This is a genomic window from Ruegeria sp. PrR005 (assembly GCF_010500245.1).
Classification (GTDB): Bacteria; Pseudomonadota; Alphaproteobacteria; order Rhodobacterales; family Rhodobacteraceae; genus Ruegeria_B; species Ruegeria_B marisflavi.
Genome location: NZ_JAAGOX010000057.1, coordinates 135,377 through 151,815, shown reverse-complemented (window position 1 = coordinate 151,815; position 16,439 = coordinate 135,377). Strand labels below are relative to the sequence as shown.

14 protein-coding genes are annotated in these 16,439 nt (G+C 63.1%); 10 read left to right on the top strand and 4 right to left on the bottom strand.

The features are described from left to right. Window positions 1-8: 8 nt before the first annotated feature. Entirely contained in the window at window positions 9-1,022 is a 1,014-nt protein-coding gene (locus tag G0P99_RS24140; protein WP_164133054.1) for an Ldh family oxidoreductase, read from the top strand. A 107-nt stretch (window positions 1,023-1,129) separates the two neighbouring features. Next, window positions 1,130-2,965: a BCCT family transporter gene (locus G0P99_RS24135; protein ID WP_164133053.1), complete on the top strand. Its 1,836-nt coding sequence runs from the start codon at window positions 1,130-1,132 to the stop codon at window positions 2,963-2,965. 87 nt (window positions 2,966-3,052) lie between these two features. On the opposite strand, the gene G0P99_RS24130 is transcribed toward G0P99_RS24135, so the two are convergent. Continuing rightward, on the bottom strand, window positions 3,053-4,453 hold the full coding sequence (locus G0P99_RS24130; protein WP_164133052.1) for a PLP-dependent aminotransferase family protein: 1,401 nt from the start codon (window positions 4,451-4,453) through the stop codon (window positions 3,053-3,055). 90 nt (window positions 4,454-4,543) lie between these two features. On the opposite strand from G0P99_RS24130, the gene G0P99_RS24125 reads away from it, so the two are divergent. Beyond that, on the top strand, window positions 4,544-5,251 hold the full coding sequence (locus G0P99_RS24125) for a GNAT family N-acetyltransferase (RefSeq protein WP_164133051.1): 708 nt from the start codon (window positions 4,544-4,546) through the stop codon (window positions 5,249-5,251). Here the strand turns inward: G0P99_RS24125 and G0P99_RS24120 are convergent. Then, entirely contained in the window at window positions 5,248-7,275 is a 2,028-nt protein-coding gene (locus tag G0P99_RS24120; RefSeq protein ID WP_164133050.1) for a molybdopterin-dependent oxidoreductase, read from the bottom strand. The genes G0P99_RS24125 and G0P99_RS24120 overlap by 4 nt on opposite strands. A gap of 322 nt (window positions 7,276-7,597) precedes the next feature. Here G0P99_RS24120 and G0P99_RS24115 point away from each other — a divergent pair, with 322 nt between their 5' ends. After that, window positions 7,598-8,662, top strand: coding sequence for a Hint domain-containing protein (locus tag G0P99_RS24115; RefSeq protein WP_164133049.1), 1,065 nt, complete (start codon window positions 7,598-7,600; stop codon window positions 8,660-8,662). Between the two features lie 20 nt (window positions 8,663-8,682). Here G0P99_RS24115 and G0P99_RS24110 read toward each other — a convergent pair whose 3' ends face one another. After that, window positions 8,683-10,050, bottom strand: coding sequence for a class I SAM-dependent methyltransferase (locus G0P99_RS24110; protein ID WP_164133048.1), 1,368 nt, complete (start codon window positions 10,048-10,050; stop codon window positions 8,683-8,685). A 285-nt stretch (window positions 10,051-10,335) separates the two neighbouring features. Between G0P99_RS24110 and rpsD the strand changes: the two genes are divergently transcribed. Together rpsD and rpiB are read left to right on the top strand one after the other, a co-directional pair. Beyond that, window positions 10,336-10,956, top strand: a complete 621-nt coding sequence (rpsD, locus tag G0P99_RS24105; protein WP_164133047.1) for a 30S ribosomal protein S4 — start codon at window positions 10,336-10,338, stop codon at window positions 10,954-10,956. Window positions 10,957-11,083: 127 nt separating this feature from the next. Beyond that, window positions 11,084-11,533: a ribose 5-phosphate isomerase B gene (rpiB, locus tag G0P99_RS24100; RefSeq protein WP_164133046.1), complete on the top strand. Its 450-nt coding sequence runs from the start codon at window positions 11,084-11,086 to the stop codon at window positions 11,531-11,533. On the opposite strand, the gene G0P99_RS24095 is transcribed toward rpiB, so the two are convergent. Further along, a complete protein-coding gene (locus tag G0P99_RS24095) occupies window positions 11,530-11,988 on the bottom strand; it encodes an Lrp/AsnC family transcriptional regulator (protein WP_164133045.1) in 459 nt (152 codons plus the stop codon). The two genes, rpiB and G0P99_RS24095, sit on opposite strands and share 4 nt — an antisense overlap. A gap of 103 nt (window positions 11,989-12,091) precedes the next feature. Between G0P99_RS24095 and G0P99_RS24090 the strand changes: the two genes are divergently transcribed. The 4 genes from G0P99_RS24090 to G0P99_RS24075 all read left to right on the top strand — a co-directional run bounded on the left by G0P99_RS24090 (window position 12,092) and on the right by G0P99_RS24075 (window position 16,436). Next, window positions 12,092-13,507 carry an aminotransferase class V-fold PLP-dependent enzyme gene (locus G0P99_RS24090; protein ID WP_164133044.1) on the top strand — a complete coding sequence of 472 codons (1,416 nt, stop codon included), beginning with the start codon at window positions 12,092-12,094 and terminating at the stop codon, window positions 13,505-13,507. Window positions 13,508-13,573: 66 nt separating this feature from the next. Further along, complete coding sequence (hisC, locus tag G0P99_RS24085) at window positions 13,574-14,659, top strand: histidinol-phosphate transaminase (protein ID WP_164133043.1); 1,086 nt, start codon at window positions 13,574-13,576, stop codon at window positions 14,657-14,659. Then, entirely contained in the window at window positions 14,656-15,576 is a 921-nt protein-coding gene (locus G0P99_RS24080) for a prephenate/arogenate dehydrogenase family protein (RefSeq protein WP_164133042.1), read from the top strand. The genes hisC and G0P99_RS24080 overlap by 4 nt, the downstream gene beginning before the upstream one ends. Beyond that, window positions 15,573-16,436: an extensin family protein gene (locus tag G0P99_RS24075; RefSeq protein ID WP_164133041.1), complete on the top strand. Its 864-nt coding sequence runs from the start codon at window positions 15,573-15,575 to the stop codon at window positions 16,434-16,436. The genes G0P99_RS24080 and G0P99_RS24075 overlap by 4 nt, the downstream gene beginning before the upstream one ends. Window positions 16,437-16,439: the final 3 nt, after the last annotated feature.

The window sequence follows — 16,439 nt, the reverse complement described above, 5'->3', positions numbered from 1 at the left end:
AGGACGCCATGACCGAAACCCGCACCCTGAGCCTGGACGAGATCGAAGATCTGAGCTTTCGCGCATTGGTGGCCGCTGGCACCTCCGAGGCCAATGCCCGGCCATTGGCCGTGGCCACCGCCGCGACCGAGGCCGACGGTATCGCCAGCCACGGGTTGCTCTACATCCCGATCTATTGCGAGCATGTGCAATGCGGCAAGGTCGACGGGCGGGCCGAACCCCGGCTCGACCGTCCCGCGCCATCGGTGCTGACCGCGGATGCGGCGACCGGGTTTGCCCATGCCGCCATCGACCTTGGCTTTGATCAACTGATACCGCTGGCACGCAGTCAAGGCGTAGCCGCGCTGGCGATCCGCAACAGCTATAACTGCGGCGTGCTGGGCTATCACACCGCCCGTCTGGCCCGTGAAGGGCTGGTAGGTCTGGGCTTTACCAACGCGCCCGCCTCAATCGCGCCCTCGGGAGGATCGAAACCGGTGGTCGGCACCAACCCGTTCTCGCTGGCGGTGCCGGGCGAGAATGGCGAACCGGCGTTCCTGATCGATCAGAGCGCCAGCACCATTGCCAAGAGCGAAGTGATGAAGCGTGCCCGCGAGGGCAAGCCGATCCCGGTCGGCTGGGCGCTGGATGCCGAAGGCAACCCGACCACCGACCCCGAGGTCGGACTGAAAGGTTCGATGGCGCCGTCGGGCGGCTACAAGGGGGTGGGGGTTGCCCTGCTGGTCGAGACCATGGCCGCGGCGCTGACCGGCGCCACGCTGGGGATCGATGCCTCGCCGTTTTCCGGCACGGCGGGCGGGCCGCCCCGCACCGGCCAGTTCTTTCTTGCGATCGACCCGGGCGCGACCTCGGGCGACCGGTTCGCACCGTTGATCGCACGGCTGACCGCTGCGGTCCACGATCAGGACAACGCGCGCTTGCCTGGCGATGGGCGCCGGGCACGCCGCCTTCATGCACGTGAGGCGGGAGTCGCCGTCAGTTGCGCCACACTGGAGCGGATCGAGAAGATCATCGCCGGATAAGCGGCATTTCGGACGTCGCTAATAAGTCAAAGACCACCGGTCCTGTGTCGCTCTGACCGCTGCGGGACCGCTAAGACAACCAAATTCTTGTGTCAGGGAGGGATCGCATGTCTATCAAACCACCATTCACCGAGATCGAGGTCAAAAGGGCCGCGTCCGGTTTCTACCAAGGGCATAGCGTCGAAATCGCGCTATTCTCCAAGGCGATCATGGTCGGCCTTGTCCTTTGGGCCCTTGTCTGGCCTGCCAACGCAAACGGCGTGCTGGGCAGCCTGAACTGGCGGCTGCTGGAGGATTTCAACGTCTTCTACATTGTCATCGTCGGTTTCTTTGCCGTCTTCCTGTTCGTGCTGGCGGCCTTGCCGCAGACCGGCAAGCGGATCATGGGTCGACCGGGGGAGGGCACCGAGTTTTCCAACTTCTCCTGGTTCTCGATGATGTTCGGCGCCGGTCTGGGTGTCGGCCTGATGGTGTTCGCCACCGCTGAACCGCTGGGCCTGTGGGGATCGAATCCGGTCGTGGTATCGGGCGCGGTTGTCGGCAATACCGAGGAGGCGCTGCAATCGGCCTATCGCTATACCTTTGCCCATTACGGCTTTCACGCCTGGGCGATCTATGTAGTGACGGGTCTGGCGTTGGCCTATTACGCCTATACCCGTGACATGCCGCTGACCATCCGTTCGGCGCTGACACCGCTGTTCGGGTCGCTGATGAACGGGTTCCTGGGCCATGTGGTCGACGTGCTGGGCGTGCTGGCCACCATCCTGGGTGTGTCGGTGACCATCGGCTTTGGTGTCTCGCAATTCATCGACGGCATGTACGCGATCACCGGCATGGAATGGATGATGGACATGACCGGCGAGGCGCCTGCTCCGGGCACCGTCGGCCTGATCGCCGGTCTGGTGGTGATCATGGGTCTGTCGATCATCTCGGCGGTTTCGGGTGTGGGCCGGGGTGTGAAATACCTGTCCAACCTCAACCTGGTTCTGTCGCTGGTCCTGCTCTTCACCTTTGTGCTGTTTGGCTCGTTCCTGTTCGCCATGACGACCTACGCCTCGGCCCTGATGGATTACCTGCTGAATTTCCTCTCGATCAGCTTCGGCGCCTATGGTCCGCAGGATCCGGCCGATTTTGTGGCCGCACTGCCGGCCGAGGCCGCCCCCTATGCCGATGCGCTGCGCGGCGGGGCGACCAATGCCTGGGGTTCGTTCGAAGGGTTCAAGTCCAGTCTCGAAGGCGAGGCGGCAGCCCTTTCCGACGAGGTTCTTGCCGCAGCCTATGCCGCAGGCGAGCCGGGACGTCAGTTCGGCTGGCAGGCAGGCTGGACCACCTTCTACTGGGCCTGGTGGATTGCCTTCTCGCCCTTCGTGGGTCTGTTCCTGGCGCGTATCTCGCGCGGTCGCACGGTGCGTGAGTTCATCGTCGGCTGCCTGTTCGCCCCGGCGCTGGTCTGCTTTGCCTGGATGACCATCCTGGGCGGTACGGCCATCGATCTGGAACTGACCGGCGGTGCCAATGGTGCCATCATCGGCGCGTCCAACACCGCAAAGCTGTTCGTGACCCTGGGTCAGATGCTGTCGGGCGGATTCCTGTCGGCGATCACGGTGATGTGCGTCGTGCTGATCATGACCTTCCTGGTCACCTCTGCTGACTCGGGCATCCTGGTGATGAACACGATCATGTCGGGCGGCGATCAGGAGGTCGGCAACAAGCACAAGATCGTCTGGGGCCTGATCCTGACCGCCGTGATCGGCACACTGCTGATCGCGGGCAAGACCAATGGCGGTGCCGACCCGATGGAGGCGCTGAAGAGCGCAATGATCATCGGTGCGTTGCCCTTCACCGTGGTGATGGGTCTGATGTGCATCTCGCTGGCCAAAGCGCTATATCGCGATGGCAAGCGTGAAAAGCTGGGCCTGATCGTGGGCAAGCCGGCGGAATGAGCCGATCTGCCGGGCGGTTCTCTGCCCGGCCGCGACCCAAGCAGACGGGCCTGTGCCGTAACGGTGCGGGCCCGTTTCGCATTCGGATCATGCGGTCGCCAGCAGGTCGCGCAGGGTGTCGAGGGCCGGAGCCATCTCGACCTCGGAAAAGGCGCAGAACCCCAGGACCAGACCATTGCCGCGCCCCGGTACCGCGCAATAGCCTGAGAGGGCGGAGACGGTCAGCCCCGATGCGCGGGCGCGCTCGGCCAGTGCGGCATCGTCCAGCCCTGGCCGCAGGTGTAGCACCGTCTGCATTCCGGCCTGATGGTCGGCGGCTGTACCGTAACGGGCGAAATCCCGCGCCAGCCGGTCCAACAGAAAGCGCCGACGCTCGCCATAGATCCGGCGCACGCGGCGCAGATGCCGGTAGAACTCGCCGCTTGACATGAACTCGGCCAGAACTTGCTGGGGCATCGAACTTGCGTGCAGGCCAAATCGGCGGAGCGTGGCGCGAAACCGGTCGGTGAGTATCTCGGGGGTTACCAGATAACCAAGGCGCAATGCGTTCGAGAAGATCTTGGAAAACGAGCCCACATAGATCGTGCGGCCCAGCGTGTCGCCCCCCGCCATCGCAGGGATCGGCCGACCGGAGTAACGGAATTCGCTGTCGTAGTCGTCCTCGATGATCCAACCGCCGGATGATTGTGCCCAGTTGACAAAGGCGCGGCGTCGGCTGGGCGACATCGCCCCGCCGAGGGGGTACTGATGCGAGGGCGTGAGAATTGCGAGCCGGGCCTGGGTTGCGGGGCCGGGCAAAGAGGCCCCCTCGGCATCGATCGGCAAAAAAACGGGCTGCAACCCCTGCGCCGCGGAAAAGGCGAAAAGCGGCGGATATCCGGGAGATTCAAGCGCGATGGAATCGCCCGGTTCGGCAAGGGTTCGCATGCACAATTCCAGTGCATCGGTGGCCCCGGCGGTCACGATCACCTGATCTGGAGCTACGTCGATGCCGCGCCAGTCCCGCAGATGCGCGGCTATGGCCTCGCGCAAGGCGGGGTTTCCAAACTGGTCCCCGGCGCTGAACATAGCCTGCGGGTTCGAGCGGCAGAGCCGGGCCACCGTCTTTGCCCATTGTCTGTAGGGAAACAACCGCATGTCCGGTGTCCCGGCGACAAACGGGCGTGGGCCCGGCGAGGCAGGTGGCGCGGACGCGGTACGGGCATCTGGCCGCGCCGACAGTTCGACCTCGCCCATCGTGCAGACCAGAAAACCGGAGCCTTGCCGCGCCTTCAGGTACCCTTCGGCCACCAACTGATCATAGGCGGTGACAACGGTCGACCGCGACACACCCAGTTCGGTGGCCAAAGCCCGTGTCGGCGGCATCCGGCTGCCGGCGGGTAATTCGCCCGAAATCGCGCGCGACCGGATCGCGGCACAGATCTGCTCGAAGACCGGCAAGGGGTCCTGCCGGTCGATGGATATGGCGGGCCAGGAGGTTTGCGGCATGGAATTGGTCTGCTGATTTGATTTGATGTTGGATATTAACGGCGCACCGGTTTGCCTGCAAACAGGCTGAAACAAGTTAGAGAGTGGATCATGGATCACGAGATAAATCTTCTGGGTCAGCCCATCGGATTTGCCCTGCCTGAGTGGCAGCCGCGTTCGCGCCCGGATCGGCGCGTGTTGGAGGGACGGTTCGCACGGCTGGAACCGCTCGATGTGGCCCGGCATGCGGAGGACCTGTGGCACGCCTTTGCAGCGGACGTCGAAGGCCGTTCTTGGACCTATATGCCCTTTGGCCCTTTCGGCGGGCAGGCCGCGTTCGCCGCGTTTCTTGCGACGATGAGCCAGGGCGACGATCCCGTTTATTATTCCATTCTGGACCTTGCGAGCGGACGCGCCTCTGGGATTGCAAGTTTCATGCGCGTTCAACCCGAGCATGGGGTGATCGAGGTGGGTGGCATCGCCTTTGCGCCCATTCTGCAAAGGACGCCCGCCGCGACCGAGGCCATGTTCCTGATGATGGCACATGCCTTTGATGATCTCGGCTATCGCCGCTATGAATGGAAGTGCGACGCGCTCAATGCGGCATCGCGCCGGGCCGCGTCGCGTTTGGGCTTCCGCTATGACGGCCTGTTCGAGCAGGCGGTTGTCTATAAGGGGCGCAATCGCGATACCGCCTGGTTTTCGATCCTCGACCGGGACTGGCCTAAGGTGAAACGGGGTTTTGAAACCTGGCTTTTGCCGGAGAACTTCGATGCCGAGGGAAGACAACGGTATGGTCTGGCGGCATGCCGGGCCTAGGCCCGGCGCACCTCGACAAAGGTTTCATTGTACACCGCGCCCCGCTCTATGTCGGCACGCAGGTCGGCCGGGATCAGCGCATTCACGGTAAGCCCGGTGGCAGAGCTTTGCCGCCAGGTTCCCTTGGGGCTATAGAGCACACCGGGCCGGGTTGCGTCGGTTACCGAGAGAACCAGCTCAACGGCGCCCCGGGCATTGCTGACACGCACACGCTCTCCATCCGACAGCCCCAGCCGCTCGGCATCCTCGGGGTGTATCTCGACCTGTTCGGGGCCAAGGCTGTCAGCGTGACCGCCAAAGGTCGCGTTGGTTCGTTTTGCCGAACTGGGGGAAATCAGGGTAAAGGGCAGATCGGGTTTGGCGGGCCGATAGACCGGGACACCGCATCCGAACCGCTGTTCCAGGTCCTGGCTGAACAGCTCGATCCTACCCGAGGGCGTGGCCGGAAGAACGGTGTCGCACATGATGAGCGGCGCGCCGTCACGGCGCCCCATATCCAGCGCCCGGTCGGTGGGCAGGGCGCTGGGGGCGATGCCCTCTAGCCGCGGGTCGGCACCATTCATCGCCTGATCCATCAAGTCTTGGTCCGTGTCCCGGAACTCTGGCTCGTCATATCCGAACCGCGCGGCCAGACGGCGGAAAATCTCGGTATTGGGAAGACTGTCGCCCACAGGCGGAATAACGGGGTCTGCCCGTTGCAGCCAGGTCTGGCCATAAGCGCCGTAGATATCGGCATATTCGAAATGGCTCGCCGCAGGCAGGACAACATCGCAAAAGGCCATGCTGTCGGTCATCACCACATCCGCGCCAACACTGAACAGCTCCTCGCGCTCTAGCCCGCGCAAGAGAGCGGTCTGATCGGGGTGGGTGGCAACCGGGTTGTGATTGTAGATCATCAACGCCTTGACCGGCGGGTCCAGCGTGTCGTCGAGAAGTTTTTCGGCGACATCCACGATGTTGAAGACCCGTGTCCCGGGCCGCTTCAGATGGTCGCCATGCAGGCGCGTGGTGGTGCGAGGAAAGGCCGAGCCCGGCTTGGCGATCACGCCCGCGCCCTGCCGCCCGTGCTGGCCCATGAGCGCGTTGATCGCCATCGCGGCGCGCAGGCCCGAGCCGCCGGAACAGCCGCGCTCGATCCCGTTGCCCAGCGAAGTCGCCATGTTTCGCGCCCCGGCGATCCAATCCGCCAGCATGTGAAACTGAACCGCGGTCAGTCCGCAGGCCTGTTCGACATCGGTAACGCCGAAGCGGCGCGCTTGCTCCAGATAGGGGGCGGCCCCGGCCACCCATTGGTCGATGAAGGCCGTATCCAGTACCTGACGGCGCTCAAGCTCGGTCGCCAGTGCCAGTGCCAGCACCACGTCCGTCCCCGGCTGGATCTGGAGGAACAGATCGCACTGCTCGGCCAGCTTGATCCGCTTTGGATCGATCACCACGACCCGACCGCCTGCCGCCCGGACCTGTTTCAGGACCCGCATCAGATGGAGATTGGAGACGGTGACATTGTTGCCCCAGACAAGAACCAGATCGGAATGCACGGCCTGTTCCGGGGGCATGCCGGGAGCAGGGCCAAAAAGACTTGAATATGCTGTGCCGCGCACGCCTCCGCACAGCGGCCCTCGGTCCAGCATTGTTGCACCCAGCCGATAAAAGAACCGCCGGTCCATCGAGCCGCCGGCCAGTTCGCCATGCGGGCCGGCATAGTTGAAGGGCAGAACGGATTGCGGTCCATGCTCGGCAATCGCGCGGGAAAACCCGGCATGGACCAGGTCAAGGGCCGTGTTCCAGTCGATCGGCTCGAACCTGCCCGACCCGCGTGGCCCGATCCGCCGGAGCGGGCGGGTCAGACGGGCCTTTCCATGTACGAAGTCGGGATAATAGCGCGCGACCTTGTTGCAGATGACATTGGCGGTGAAGGGATTTGCATCGCTTCCTGCGACCTTTGTTATGCGGGTGTTTTCGACGGTGACCGACAGGCTGCACGTGTCGGGGCAATCCAATGGGCAAACAGAAGGAAGTTTCATCAAGTTGGCGGTCCTGGGTTCGGTTGTCTTTTGGGTTTCTGTCGATTGAAAGGGGTGGCTCCTTTGTCAATCAAAGAGGATTGCTGGAAAACCGCCAGAAGTGAATAAAATGAACAGACCAATTTTGAAGTTCGGGCAAGGTTGGCGCAACGACGGCCGTTCTGGGCCTAGATGACCGGAGAAGAACGAGAACCGAGCAGGCCGATTTCTTTGGTGAGACTTGAAGAACACGCTTTAAGGGATTGGAAACATAGTTCTTCCCCTGAGTCCGAAAATTTGTTACTCGTGCGTCAATAAAAAAAATGAGGCAGGCAGTCGGTAAATGAAAACGGGCTTTCGTGGCACGTTCGTCATTTCCTGGTCGCAAACAGATCTAGATGGACTTGAGGGGGCTCCTCTCGACGCGCTGACCGCTGGGGCGGTCTGGTCGTGGCGTGGCGAGACTGTTCAGGTCGATGGACCCAATGGGCTGTTGCGGCTGGACCGGGCGGACGGAGATGAGGCGCTGCGCAGACGTGCGGCGCGCAAGGTGAGGCGACTGGTCGGCGCGGCGGTTCAGAACCGAACCGATGTGGATGCGATCGAAGTGGACGATCCATTGATGGATCAAAGCTTTGTCGTCACGAATGGCGCGCGCAGCTATACCGTCACGCTGATCGAAACCGGAAACGGGTCTTTGCCGTTGCTGATGTTCGTCGATGACATTCCGCCCAGAAACACCGACCTTTGGGTTGTACATTGTGGCCTGAGTGGTGGTGAACCCAAATTGGTGGAGCGACCGGCGGGTGGTGTGATCTGTTTTACCCCGGGCACCAGGATCGCGACGCCGACCGGTCCAAGGCTGATCGAGGAATTGCGCGAAGGGGACAAGGTGCAGACCCGCGACAGTGGTCCGCAACCCATCGAGTGGATCGGGCAGCGGCGAATGACAGGGGCGCGGCTGTTCGTGATGCCGCATTTGCGACCGATCCGCTTGCGTGTGGGCGCGTTGGGCATCGACCGGCCGGACGCCGAGCTTCTTGTTTCGCCGGAACACAGGATGCTGTTGCGGGGTCCGGTGGCTCAGGCACTTTTCAACACCACCGAAGTGCTGGTTCCGGCCCGGGATCTGGTCAACGAGTCGACCATCACCGTGGATCTGATGTCGCGCGAAGTGACCTATATCCATTTGCTGTTGCCCAGCCATCAGATCCTGTGGGCAAACGGGATCGAGACGGAAAGCTTTCATCCGGCCAATGCCGCCCTGTCTGCGCTGACCGAGTCCGACAGGCGCCGATTGCTCCACCAGATGCCGGGGCTCGAAGCCGATCCCTATGGATATGGCGGTTTCGCCCGCCGAAACCTGACACCGACCGAGGCGGCATTGATGATGTACGAGGCGGCCTGATCACACGGCCGCCGCGCGTGTCAAAGCCCAAGCCGCTCCAGACCCGTCTGATGCGCCGCACTGGCATTCTGGGGGTCGGCAAAGGCGCGTATGTCCGATGGTTTCAGGCAGACCGGACAGCCCAGCCTGGGTGATGCGATACCCGGAAGCCGCATGCCATCGCCATGTCGGGCCCTGAGCACTTGGTGCAACCGGGCGACGGACTGCTCTGCTTTACTGTGCTGCGGGGTGATCGTCCGTACCTGCTCCAGTGCCATGCTCAGCAAGACGGCTTGCAGGGCCTTGCGGGTGTCAAAACTTGAACTGGCAACGAAGTCACCAAGCGTCAAAGGCCCTTCCGCTAGAATGTCATTCACCTCGCGGTTGATATCGGCTGTCAACGGAAAGGCGTCTCGGGTTTGCGCCACGTCGTGCTCTTCGTCGAGCAGGGGCGGCCACAGGGCGACTGTCATCGCCTTGAGGCGCCTGTTACGTTCGGCCCCGCTGAGCCGTGGCGCTCCGCGCACGAACAGGTCGGCCCGGAAGCTGCGCTTGGATGCCAGATCGCGGGCGGTTTCTCCCCAGCCGGCCTTGGCCGCCTCGGTGACAAAGGTCAGCACCTTGTCGCGAAATCGCAGGATGTCGAATTGTTCGGCCAGATCGCAGGGCGCGGCAAAGGTCAGTTTGGCCGGGGCGAGGGCCGTCTGTAGATCCGACAGCCAGACAGGGCGACCGAATTCCGCCCCAAGATCATGTGCAAGGTAGAGATCCGGCAAAGAGGACAACAGGTCCCACATCTTGGTCACGCCCGGGGGCTCGACCGCCTCGAGCCAGTGCGTCACGGCATTGCGGGCCGCATCGTATCCGGCCGCGCCCGCCAGCTTGGGTATCGAGCGAAACAGGTGTCGTATCGGTTCCGGCGCGGCCCAGCCTGCGGCGGCGGCATATCCGAAATAGGCAACCCCTCCGGGTTTCAACCACCGACCCAGCAGCGCAACCAACTCTGCCTGAACCTCGGGGGCAACCCATGTCCACACGCCATGCAGGGCGGCATAGTCGAAGGGTTCCGGATCACCCTCGTCGAGCAGGTCGCTGAACGCGGCCTCGCGGATGGTGATATTGTCCAGGCCCGCGTCCTCGATCAGCGCGCGTGCGGTCGCGACATGTTCGGGCATGAAATCCACGCCCAGAAACTTTGCCTCGGGGTGCAGGGCCGCCAGAAGGATCAGGTTAAAGGCCGAACCGCATCCGAACTCGACATAGCGGAACCGGTCGCCGTTACGCGGTGGTCTGTAGCCCGCGACGGTCAACGAAAGATCTATCATGACCGGCGCCGCATTGGGTTGCGCGGTGTCGAAATATGCCGCCCGCGCCTGATATCCGCGGGACCAGTCGGATGAGGTTGCCAAGATCGCTCCGGTTCACATATCTGGATCGTGCCGCCCGGACACAGGTGGAATTCCTGTTTGCGGGCATGGCACGTAGCCGCACCCTAGCACGGTTTGGCGGACCTGTCACAAAAGCGCAAAAGCCCTGAACATCACGTGTTGACTCGGGCCGGCGGACGTATATAAGCGCGGCTTCATTGGTGTTGGTGGCTCCCGCAAGGGATCGCCTGTCATGCCGCAAGGCAAGAGGACAACGCCCTTCATAGTGGCCCTTGTGGGCCTCGACCATAACGAAGGAGATCAGCCGTGACCAAACGCACGTCTGCCAAGTACAAAATCGACCGCCGGATGGGTGAAAACATCTGGGGTCGTCCGAAATCCCCGGTCAACCGTCGCGAATACGGCCCCGGCCAGCACGGCCAGCGCCGCAAGGGCAAGATGTCCGACTTCGGCCTCCAGCTGCGCGCAAAGCAGAAGCTGAAAGGCTATTACGGCGACCTGACCGAAAAGCAGTTCCGCCGCATCTACGGCGAAGCCGAGCGTGTGAAGGGCGACACCGGTGAAAACCTGATCGGCCTGCTCGAGCGCCGTCTGGACGCCGTCGTCTACCGCGCCAAGTTCGTGCCGACCGTCTTTGCCGCCCGTCAGTTCGTGAACCACGGTCACGTTCTGGTCAACGGCAAGCGCGTCAACATCCCCTCCTACCGCGTGAAAGAGGGTGACGTGATCGAAGTGCGTGACCGCTCCAAGCAACTGGCCTCGGTTCTCGAAGCCGTGTCGCTGGCCGAGCGCGACGTGCCGGATTACCTGGAAGTTGACCACTCGAAGATGACGGCCACTTTCGTCCGCACCCCGGGCTTGGGCGACGTGCCCTACGCGGTGGTGATGGAACCGAACCTGGTCGTCGAATACTACGCCAAGAACTGATCCGTTCAGCGCTTACGAATTCCGAGAGCCGCGCAGATTCTGCGCGGCTTTCTTTTGTCCGGGTTGACCCTGTCGGTCGCTGTGGATATCGCGCCGCCAAAGCATTTGCGCAACCGGAGCCTGCCGCATGACCGCCAGCAAACGTATCGTCCTGTCCAGCGACCACGCCGCCATCGATCTGCGACGCGCGGTTGCCGAGCATATCTCGGCCCAAGGCTGGGAGGTGGTCGACATCGGCCCGCAAACCACCGAAAGCACCCACTACCCCAAACATGGCCGCGCTGCGGCAGAGCGGGTCGCCTCGGGCGATTGCCGGTTGGGAATCATTCTCTGCGGCACCGGGCAGGGCATCATGATGGCCGCCAACAAAGTCGCGGGCATCCGCTGCGGCGTCTGTTCCGACACGTTCTCGGCCCGGATGATCCGCATGCACAACGACGCCAACATGTTGTCGCTGGGCGCGCGCGTGGTGGGCGAGGGGCTGGCGCTGGATATCGTCGATGCGTTTCTGTCAGCGGAATTCGAAGGCGGCCGTCACGCAACCCGCGTGGACATGATCGAAACGCCCGAGGGCTAAAGCGGCAACGGCCGCCCCTCGGCAATCGCCTCCATCGCAAAATAGCTGGTGACGCTGTCCAGTTCGACCTTTTCGATCAGCCGCTGATAGACCTTGTCATAGCTGGCCATGTCGCGCGTCACGACCTTGAGCTGATAGTCGTAATCGCCCCCGATGCGGTGGAAATCCACCACTTCGGGGATCGTCAGAACGTGGGTGCGGAACTTTTGCAGCCATTCCACCGAATGGTGCCGGGTGCGCAGCATGACAAAGACCACCAGATCGAGCCCCAGTTTCTCGCGCGTGACGCGAGCGGTGGAGCCTTTGAGCACTCCGTCATCCGTCAACGCCTTCAACCGTCGCCAGCAGGCGTTTTGCGACAACCCCACCTGTTCGGCCAGTTCACGCTGGCTGAGCGAGGCATCGCGTTGCAACGCCTTCAGAATGTTCGTGTCAATGTGATCTATTTTTCCCATAACATCTATCAAATGACACAAAGATTGCGAATTTCAAGCAAAGAAAGGGTGAGTTCTCCCGAGTTCGAAAGATCATATTGGTTCTGCAAACAGGAGCCAGAACATGACCCTTTCCCAGTTCCGCCAATCGATCAAAGCAGATGTTGCCGCAGGACGCCTGTCTGCGGGTCTGATCGGAGAGAATGTGATGATCCCGGGGCTGAATGGCGACGTGCCGCTGGTCTATGCCGACTACGTCGCCTCGGGCCGCGCGCTCAGGCAGGTTGAGGCGTTCGTGGCCGAGCAGGTGCTGCCGTTCTATGCCAACAGCCATACCGAGGCATCCTATTGCGGATCGTACATGACTCGTCTGCGCAGGGAGGCGCGGGACGAGATTGCCCGGTGCGTGAGCGCCACGGAAGACGACGCGGTGATTTTCGCCGGGTCGGGTGCCACCGCCGGGTTGAACCGGCTGGTCAGCCTGTTTGGGATTGGGGAGGCTGACCGGCCGGTTGTCTTTATCGGACCATATGAACATCACTCCAATATCCTGCCCTGGCGCGAGAGCCGGGCAAAGGTGGTCGAGATCCCCGAGGCGCCCGAGGGCGGTCCGGATCTTGTGGCGCTCGAAGCGGCGCTTCTGGCCCATGCCGACAGCGATCTGAAGGTGGGCGCGTTTTCCGCCGCATCCAATGTGACCGGGATTGTCACCGACACGGTGCCGGTGACCCGGCTGCTCAAGGCGCATGGCGCGCTGTCGGTCTGGGATTATGCCGGCGGCGGTCCCTATCTGGCCATCGACATGGGCGAAGGAGGCATTCGCAAGGACGCGATTGTCGTCTCGCCGCACAAGTTCCCGGGTGGCCCGGGCTCCTCCGGGGTGCTGGTCGTGAACAAGCAGGCCGTGCGCCGCAAGGCGCCCAGCTGGCCGGGGGGCGGCACCGTCAGTTTCGTGTCGCCCTGGCGGCATGACTACAGCGCCAACCTGTCCGCGCGGGAAGAGGCCGGAACCCCGAACGTGATCGGCGATATCCGCGCCGCGCTTGCCTTTATCGTCAAGGACGCGGTGGGCACGGACGAGATCGCCCGGCGCGAGGCACAGTTCAACGCGATGGCGCTGGAGGGGTGGGGGGACAATTCGCATCTGACCCTGTTGGGCACCGACAAGACGCATCGCTTGCCGATCTTTTCCTTTCTGGTGCGGGACCGGGCAGGGCAGCCCGTGCATCAACAGCTTTTCACCCGGATGCTGAGCGATATCCATGGCATTCAGGCCCGGGGCGGCTGTGCCTGCGCGGGGCCGTATGCGCACCGCCTGCTGGGGATAGATCGGGCGGCCTCCGAGGCGCTGCATGACGATCTGGCAGCGGGCCGCGAAATGCGCAAACCCGGTTGGGTGCGCCTCAATTTCTCGTATCTGATGAGCGAGGAGACGGTTCGCTTCATCATCGAGGCCGTCAACGACCTGTCGCGCCGGACCGAGGACTATGTGCCGCTCTATCAGGCCGATCCGGCGACCGCGCGTTTCAAGGCCGCATGAGGGAATTGCGGCTTTTCTCAGCCGAATGAGACCGGTATGAGGGGCTAATCTTCAGGAGCGCCCCGCATGAACCAGTTCACCCCGCAGCCCGGCATCATGGACATCGCCTTGTATCAGGGCGGAAAGGCCCATGTCGAAGGTGTGGCCAACGTCATCAAGCTGAGTTCGAACGAGAATCCGCTTGGCCCCTGCCCGGCAGCGGTCGAAGCGATCCGGGCCACGGCGGGGCAAGCGCATCGTTATCCCAGCACCGTCCATGCCGAACTGCGTGCGGCTGTTGGTGAGGTGCACGGGCTCGACCCCGACCGCATCATCTGTGGCGTGGGCAGCGACGAGGTACTGCAATTCGTGACCCAGGCCTATACCGGGCCGGGGGACGAGGTGATCTATACCGAGCACGGGTTTTCCATGTACCCGATCCTGGCGCGGATGGCGGGGGCGAGCCCGGTTCAGGTGCCCGAGCGTCAACGGGTGGTTGATGTCGATGCGATCCTGGCTGCCGTCAATGACCGCACCCGGCTCGTGTTCCTCGCCAACCCGGCCAACCCCACCGGTACCATGCTTTCCGAAGCGGAGGTGATCCGGCTGGCCGACGGCCTGCCAGGCAATGTGCTGCTGGTGCTCGACGGGGCCTATGCCGAGTTTGTCGAAGGGTTCGATGGTGGCGCCGCGCTGGTCTCGGCCCGTGACAATGTCATCATGACCCGTACATTTTCGAAGATTTATGGATTGGGCGGGCTGCGGATCGGCTGGGGTTATGCGCCGCGCGAAATCATCGACGTGCTGAACCGCATCCGCCAGCCCTTCAACCTTTCGACCATGCAACTGGCCGCCGCCGAGGCGGCGGTGCGTGATCGGGACTGGGTCGTCCGTTGCCGGTTCGAAAATGCCAAATGGCGCAGCTGGATGGCGGAACGGCTTGCCGAACTTGGCGTAGCTTCGGACGTGTCCTGCGCCAATTTCATTCTTGCGCGTTTTGCCGACCGGGCCGAAGCCGAGGCCTGTGACCTGTTCCTGCAATCGCGCGGTGTGATTGTGCGCCGGGTGGCGGGGTATAACCTGCCGCAGGCGCTCAGGATCACGGTGGGCGATGAGGCCGGATGCCGTGCCGTCATCGATGCGGTTCGCGCCTTCAAGGAGCATGCCGCATGAGCCAGATCTATGATCGCGTCGCCTTGATCGGCCTGGGTCTGATCGCATCGTCGATGTACTGGGCGATCAAACGGGCCGGGCTGGCGGGCGAGGTGACGGGCTATGCCCGCTCCAAGGCGACCCGCGACACCGCGCGCCGGATCGGTCTGTGTGACCGGGTCTGCGACAGCGCCGCCGAGGCGGCCGAAGGCGCCGATCTGGTGGTACTCTGTGTCCCGGTTGGCGCGATGGCTGCGGTTGCTGCCGAAATCGGCCCGGTGCTGAAACAGGGTGCTACGGTGTCGGACGTCGGTTCGGTCAAACGCCATGTGATCGACGCCGTTTCGCCGCATATCCCCGAAGGTGTGCATTTCGTTCCGGCCCACCCGTTGGCGGGTACCGAGCATTCGGGCCCGGAATCCGGGTTCGCCGAACTCTTTGACAACCGCTGGTGCCTGCTGGTTCCCGTCGAGGGCAGCGACCCCACCGCCGTGGCCCGTATGCGAAGCTTTTGGGAGGGTATCGGCTCGAACGTGGACGAGATGGAGGCCGATCACCACGATCTGGTTCTGGCTGTCACCAGCCACGTGCCCCACGCCATCGCCTATACGATGGTTGGCGTGGCCGATCACCTGCGACGGGTGACCGAAAGCGAGGTCATCAAGTATTCGGCGGCAGGCTTTCGCGACTTCACCCGGATTGCGGCCTCGGACCCGACCATGTGGCGTGACGTCTTTCTGACGAACAGGGAGGCAACGCTGGACATCCTGGGCCGTTTTGCCGAGGAATTGTTCGTGTTGCAGAGGGCAATCCGCATGGGCGACGAAAAATACCTGTTCGACTACTTTACCCGCACGCGTGCGATCCGGCGCGGCATCATCCAGGCCGGCCAGGATACCGCCGCACCGGATTTCGGCCGCAGCAAGGCCAAGCCATGATCGGACGGGGGGCGCTCATCGGGGTTTTGGGGCTGGCCCTTTGGGCCTTTCCTGTCGCCGCGAATGCGCCTTCCACTTCGCTGCGCCCGGTCGAGCGTCCGGGCAAACCGGGTGATCCGGTCGTAGAGGCGGCTGTGCGATTGGCGGCCGCCGATGCCTCGGCATCGGTCGCCGTGTCCCGCTTGCGGCCAACCGTTCGTCCGGCATCGGAGCAAGAGATACTGGCTGCGGCGCGGATGCCCGTGCCACAAGATGCGGGACCCGAGCACTCCAGCCGCCCCGAAGCACGCCCCAAAGAGGTGGAGGAACGCGCGCTTTTCGGGCGCAAGAAACGGCTCAAGGGCTCGGTCTGCGGCAATCCTGACATTCAAGGCGAACCGGTGGGCAAGGTGCCGGGCAAGATCAAGGGCTGCGGGCTCAAGGATGCGGTGCGGGTGACCGCAGTATCGGGGGTACGGCTCAGTGTGCCCGCGACCATGGACTGTACCACTGCGGAATCGCTGAACCGGTGGGTCGATAGCAGCGTCAAGCCCACGTTTCGCCGGCGCGGGCCCGTTGTGGAACTGAATGTGGCTGCCCACTATGCCTGTCGCACGCGCAACAACCAGCGCGGCGCCAAGATCTCGGAACATGGCCGTGGCCGAGCCATCGACATTTCAGCCTTTACCATGAACGACGGCGAAGTGATCACCGTCGCCGAAGGCTGGAAACGGGGCGCGACCCGCAAGATGCTTCGGCAGGTCTGGAAAGAGGCTTGCGGCCCGTTTGGTACTGTTCTGGGACCGGAGGCGGACAGATATCACTGGAACCACCTGCACCTGGACACTGCCCGCCATCGGGGCGGGCCTTATTGTCGGTAAAGC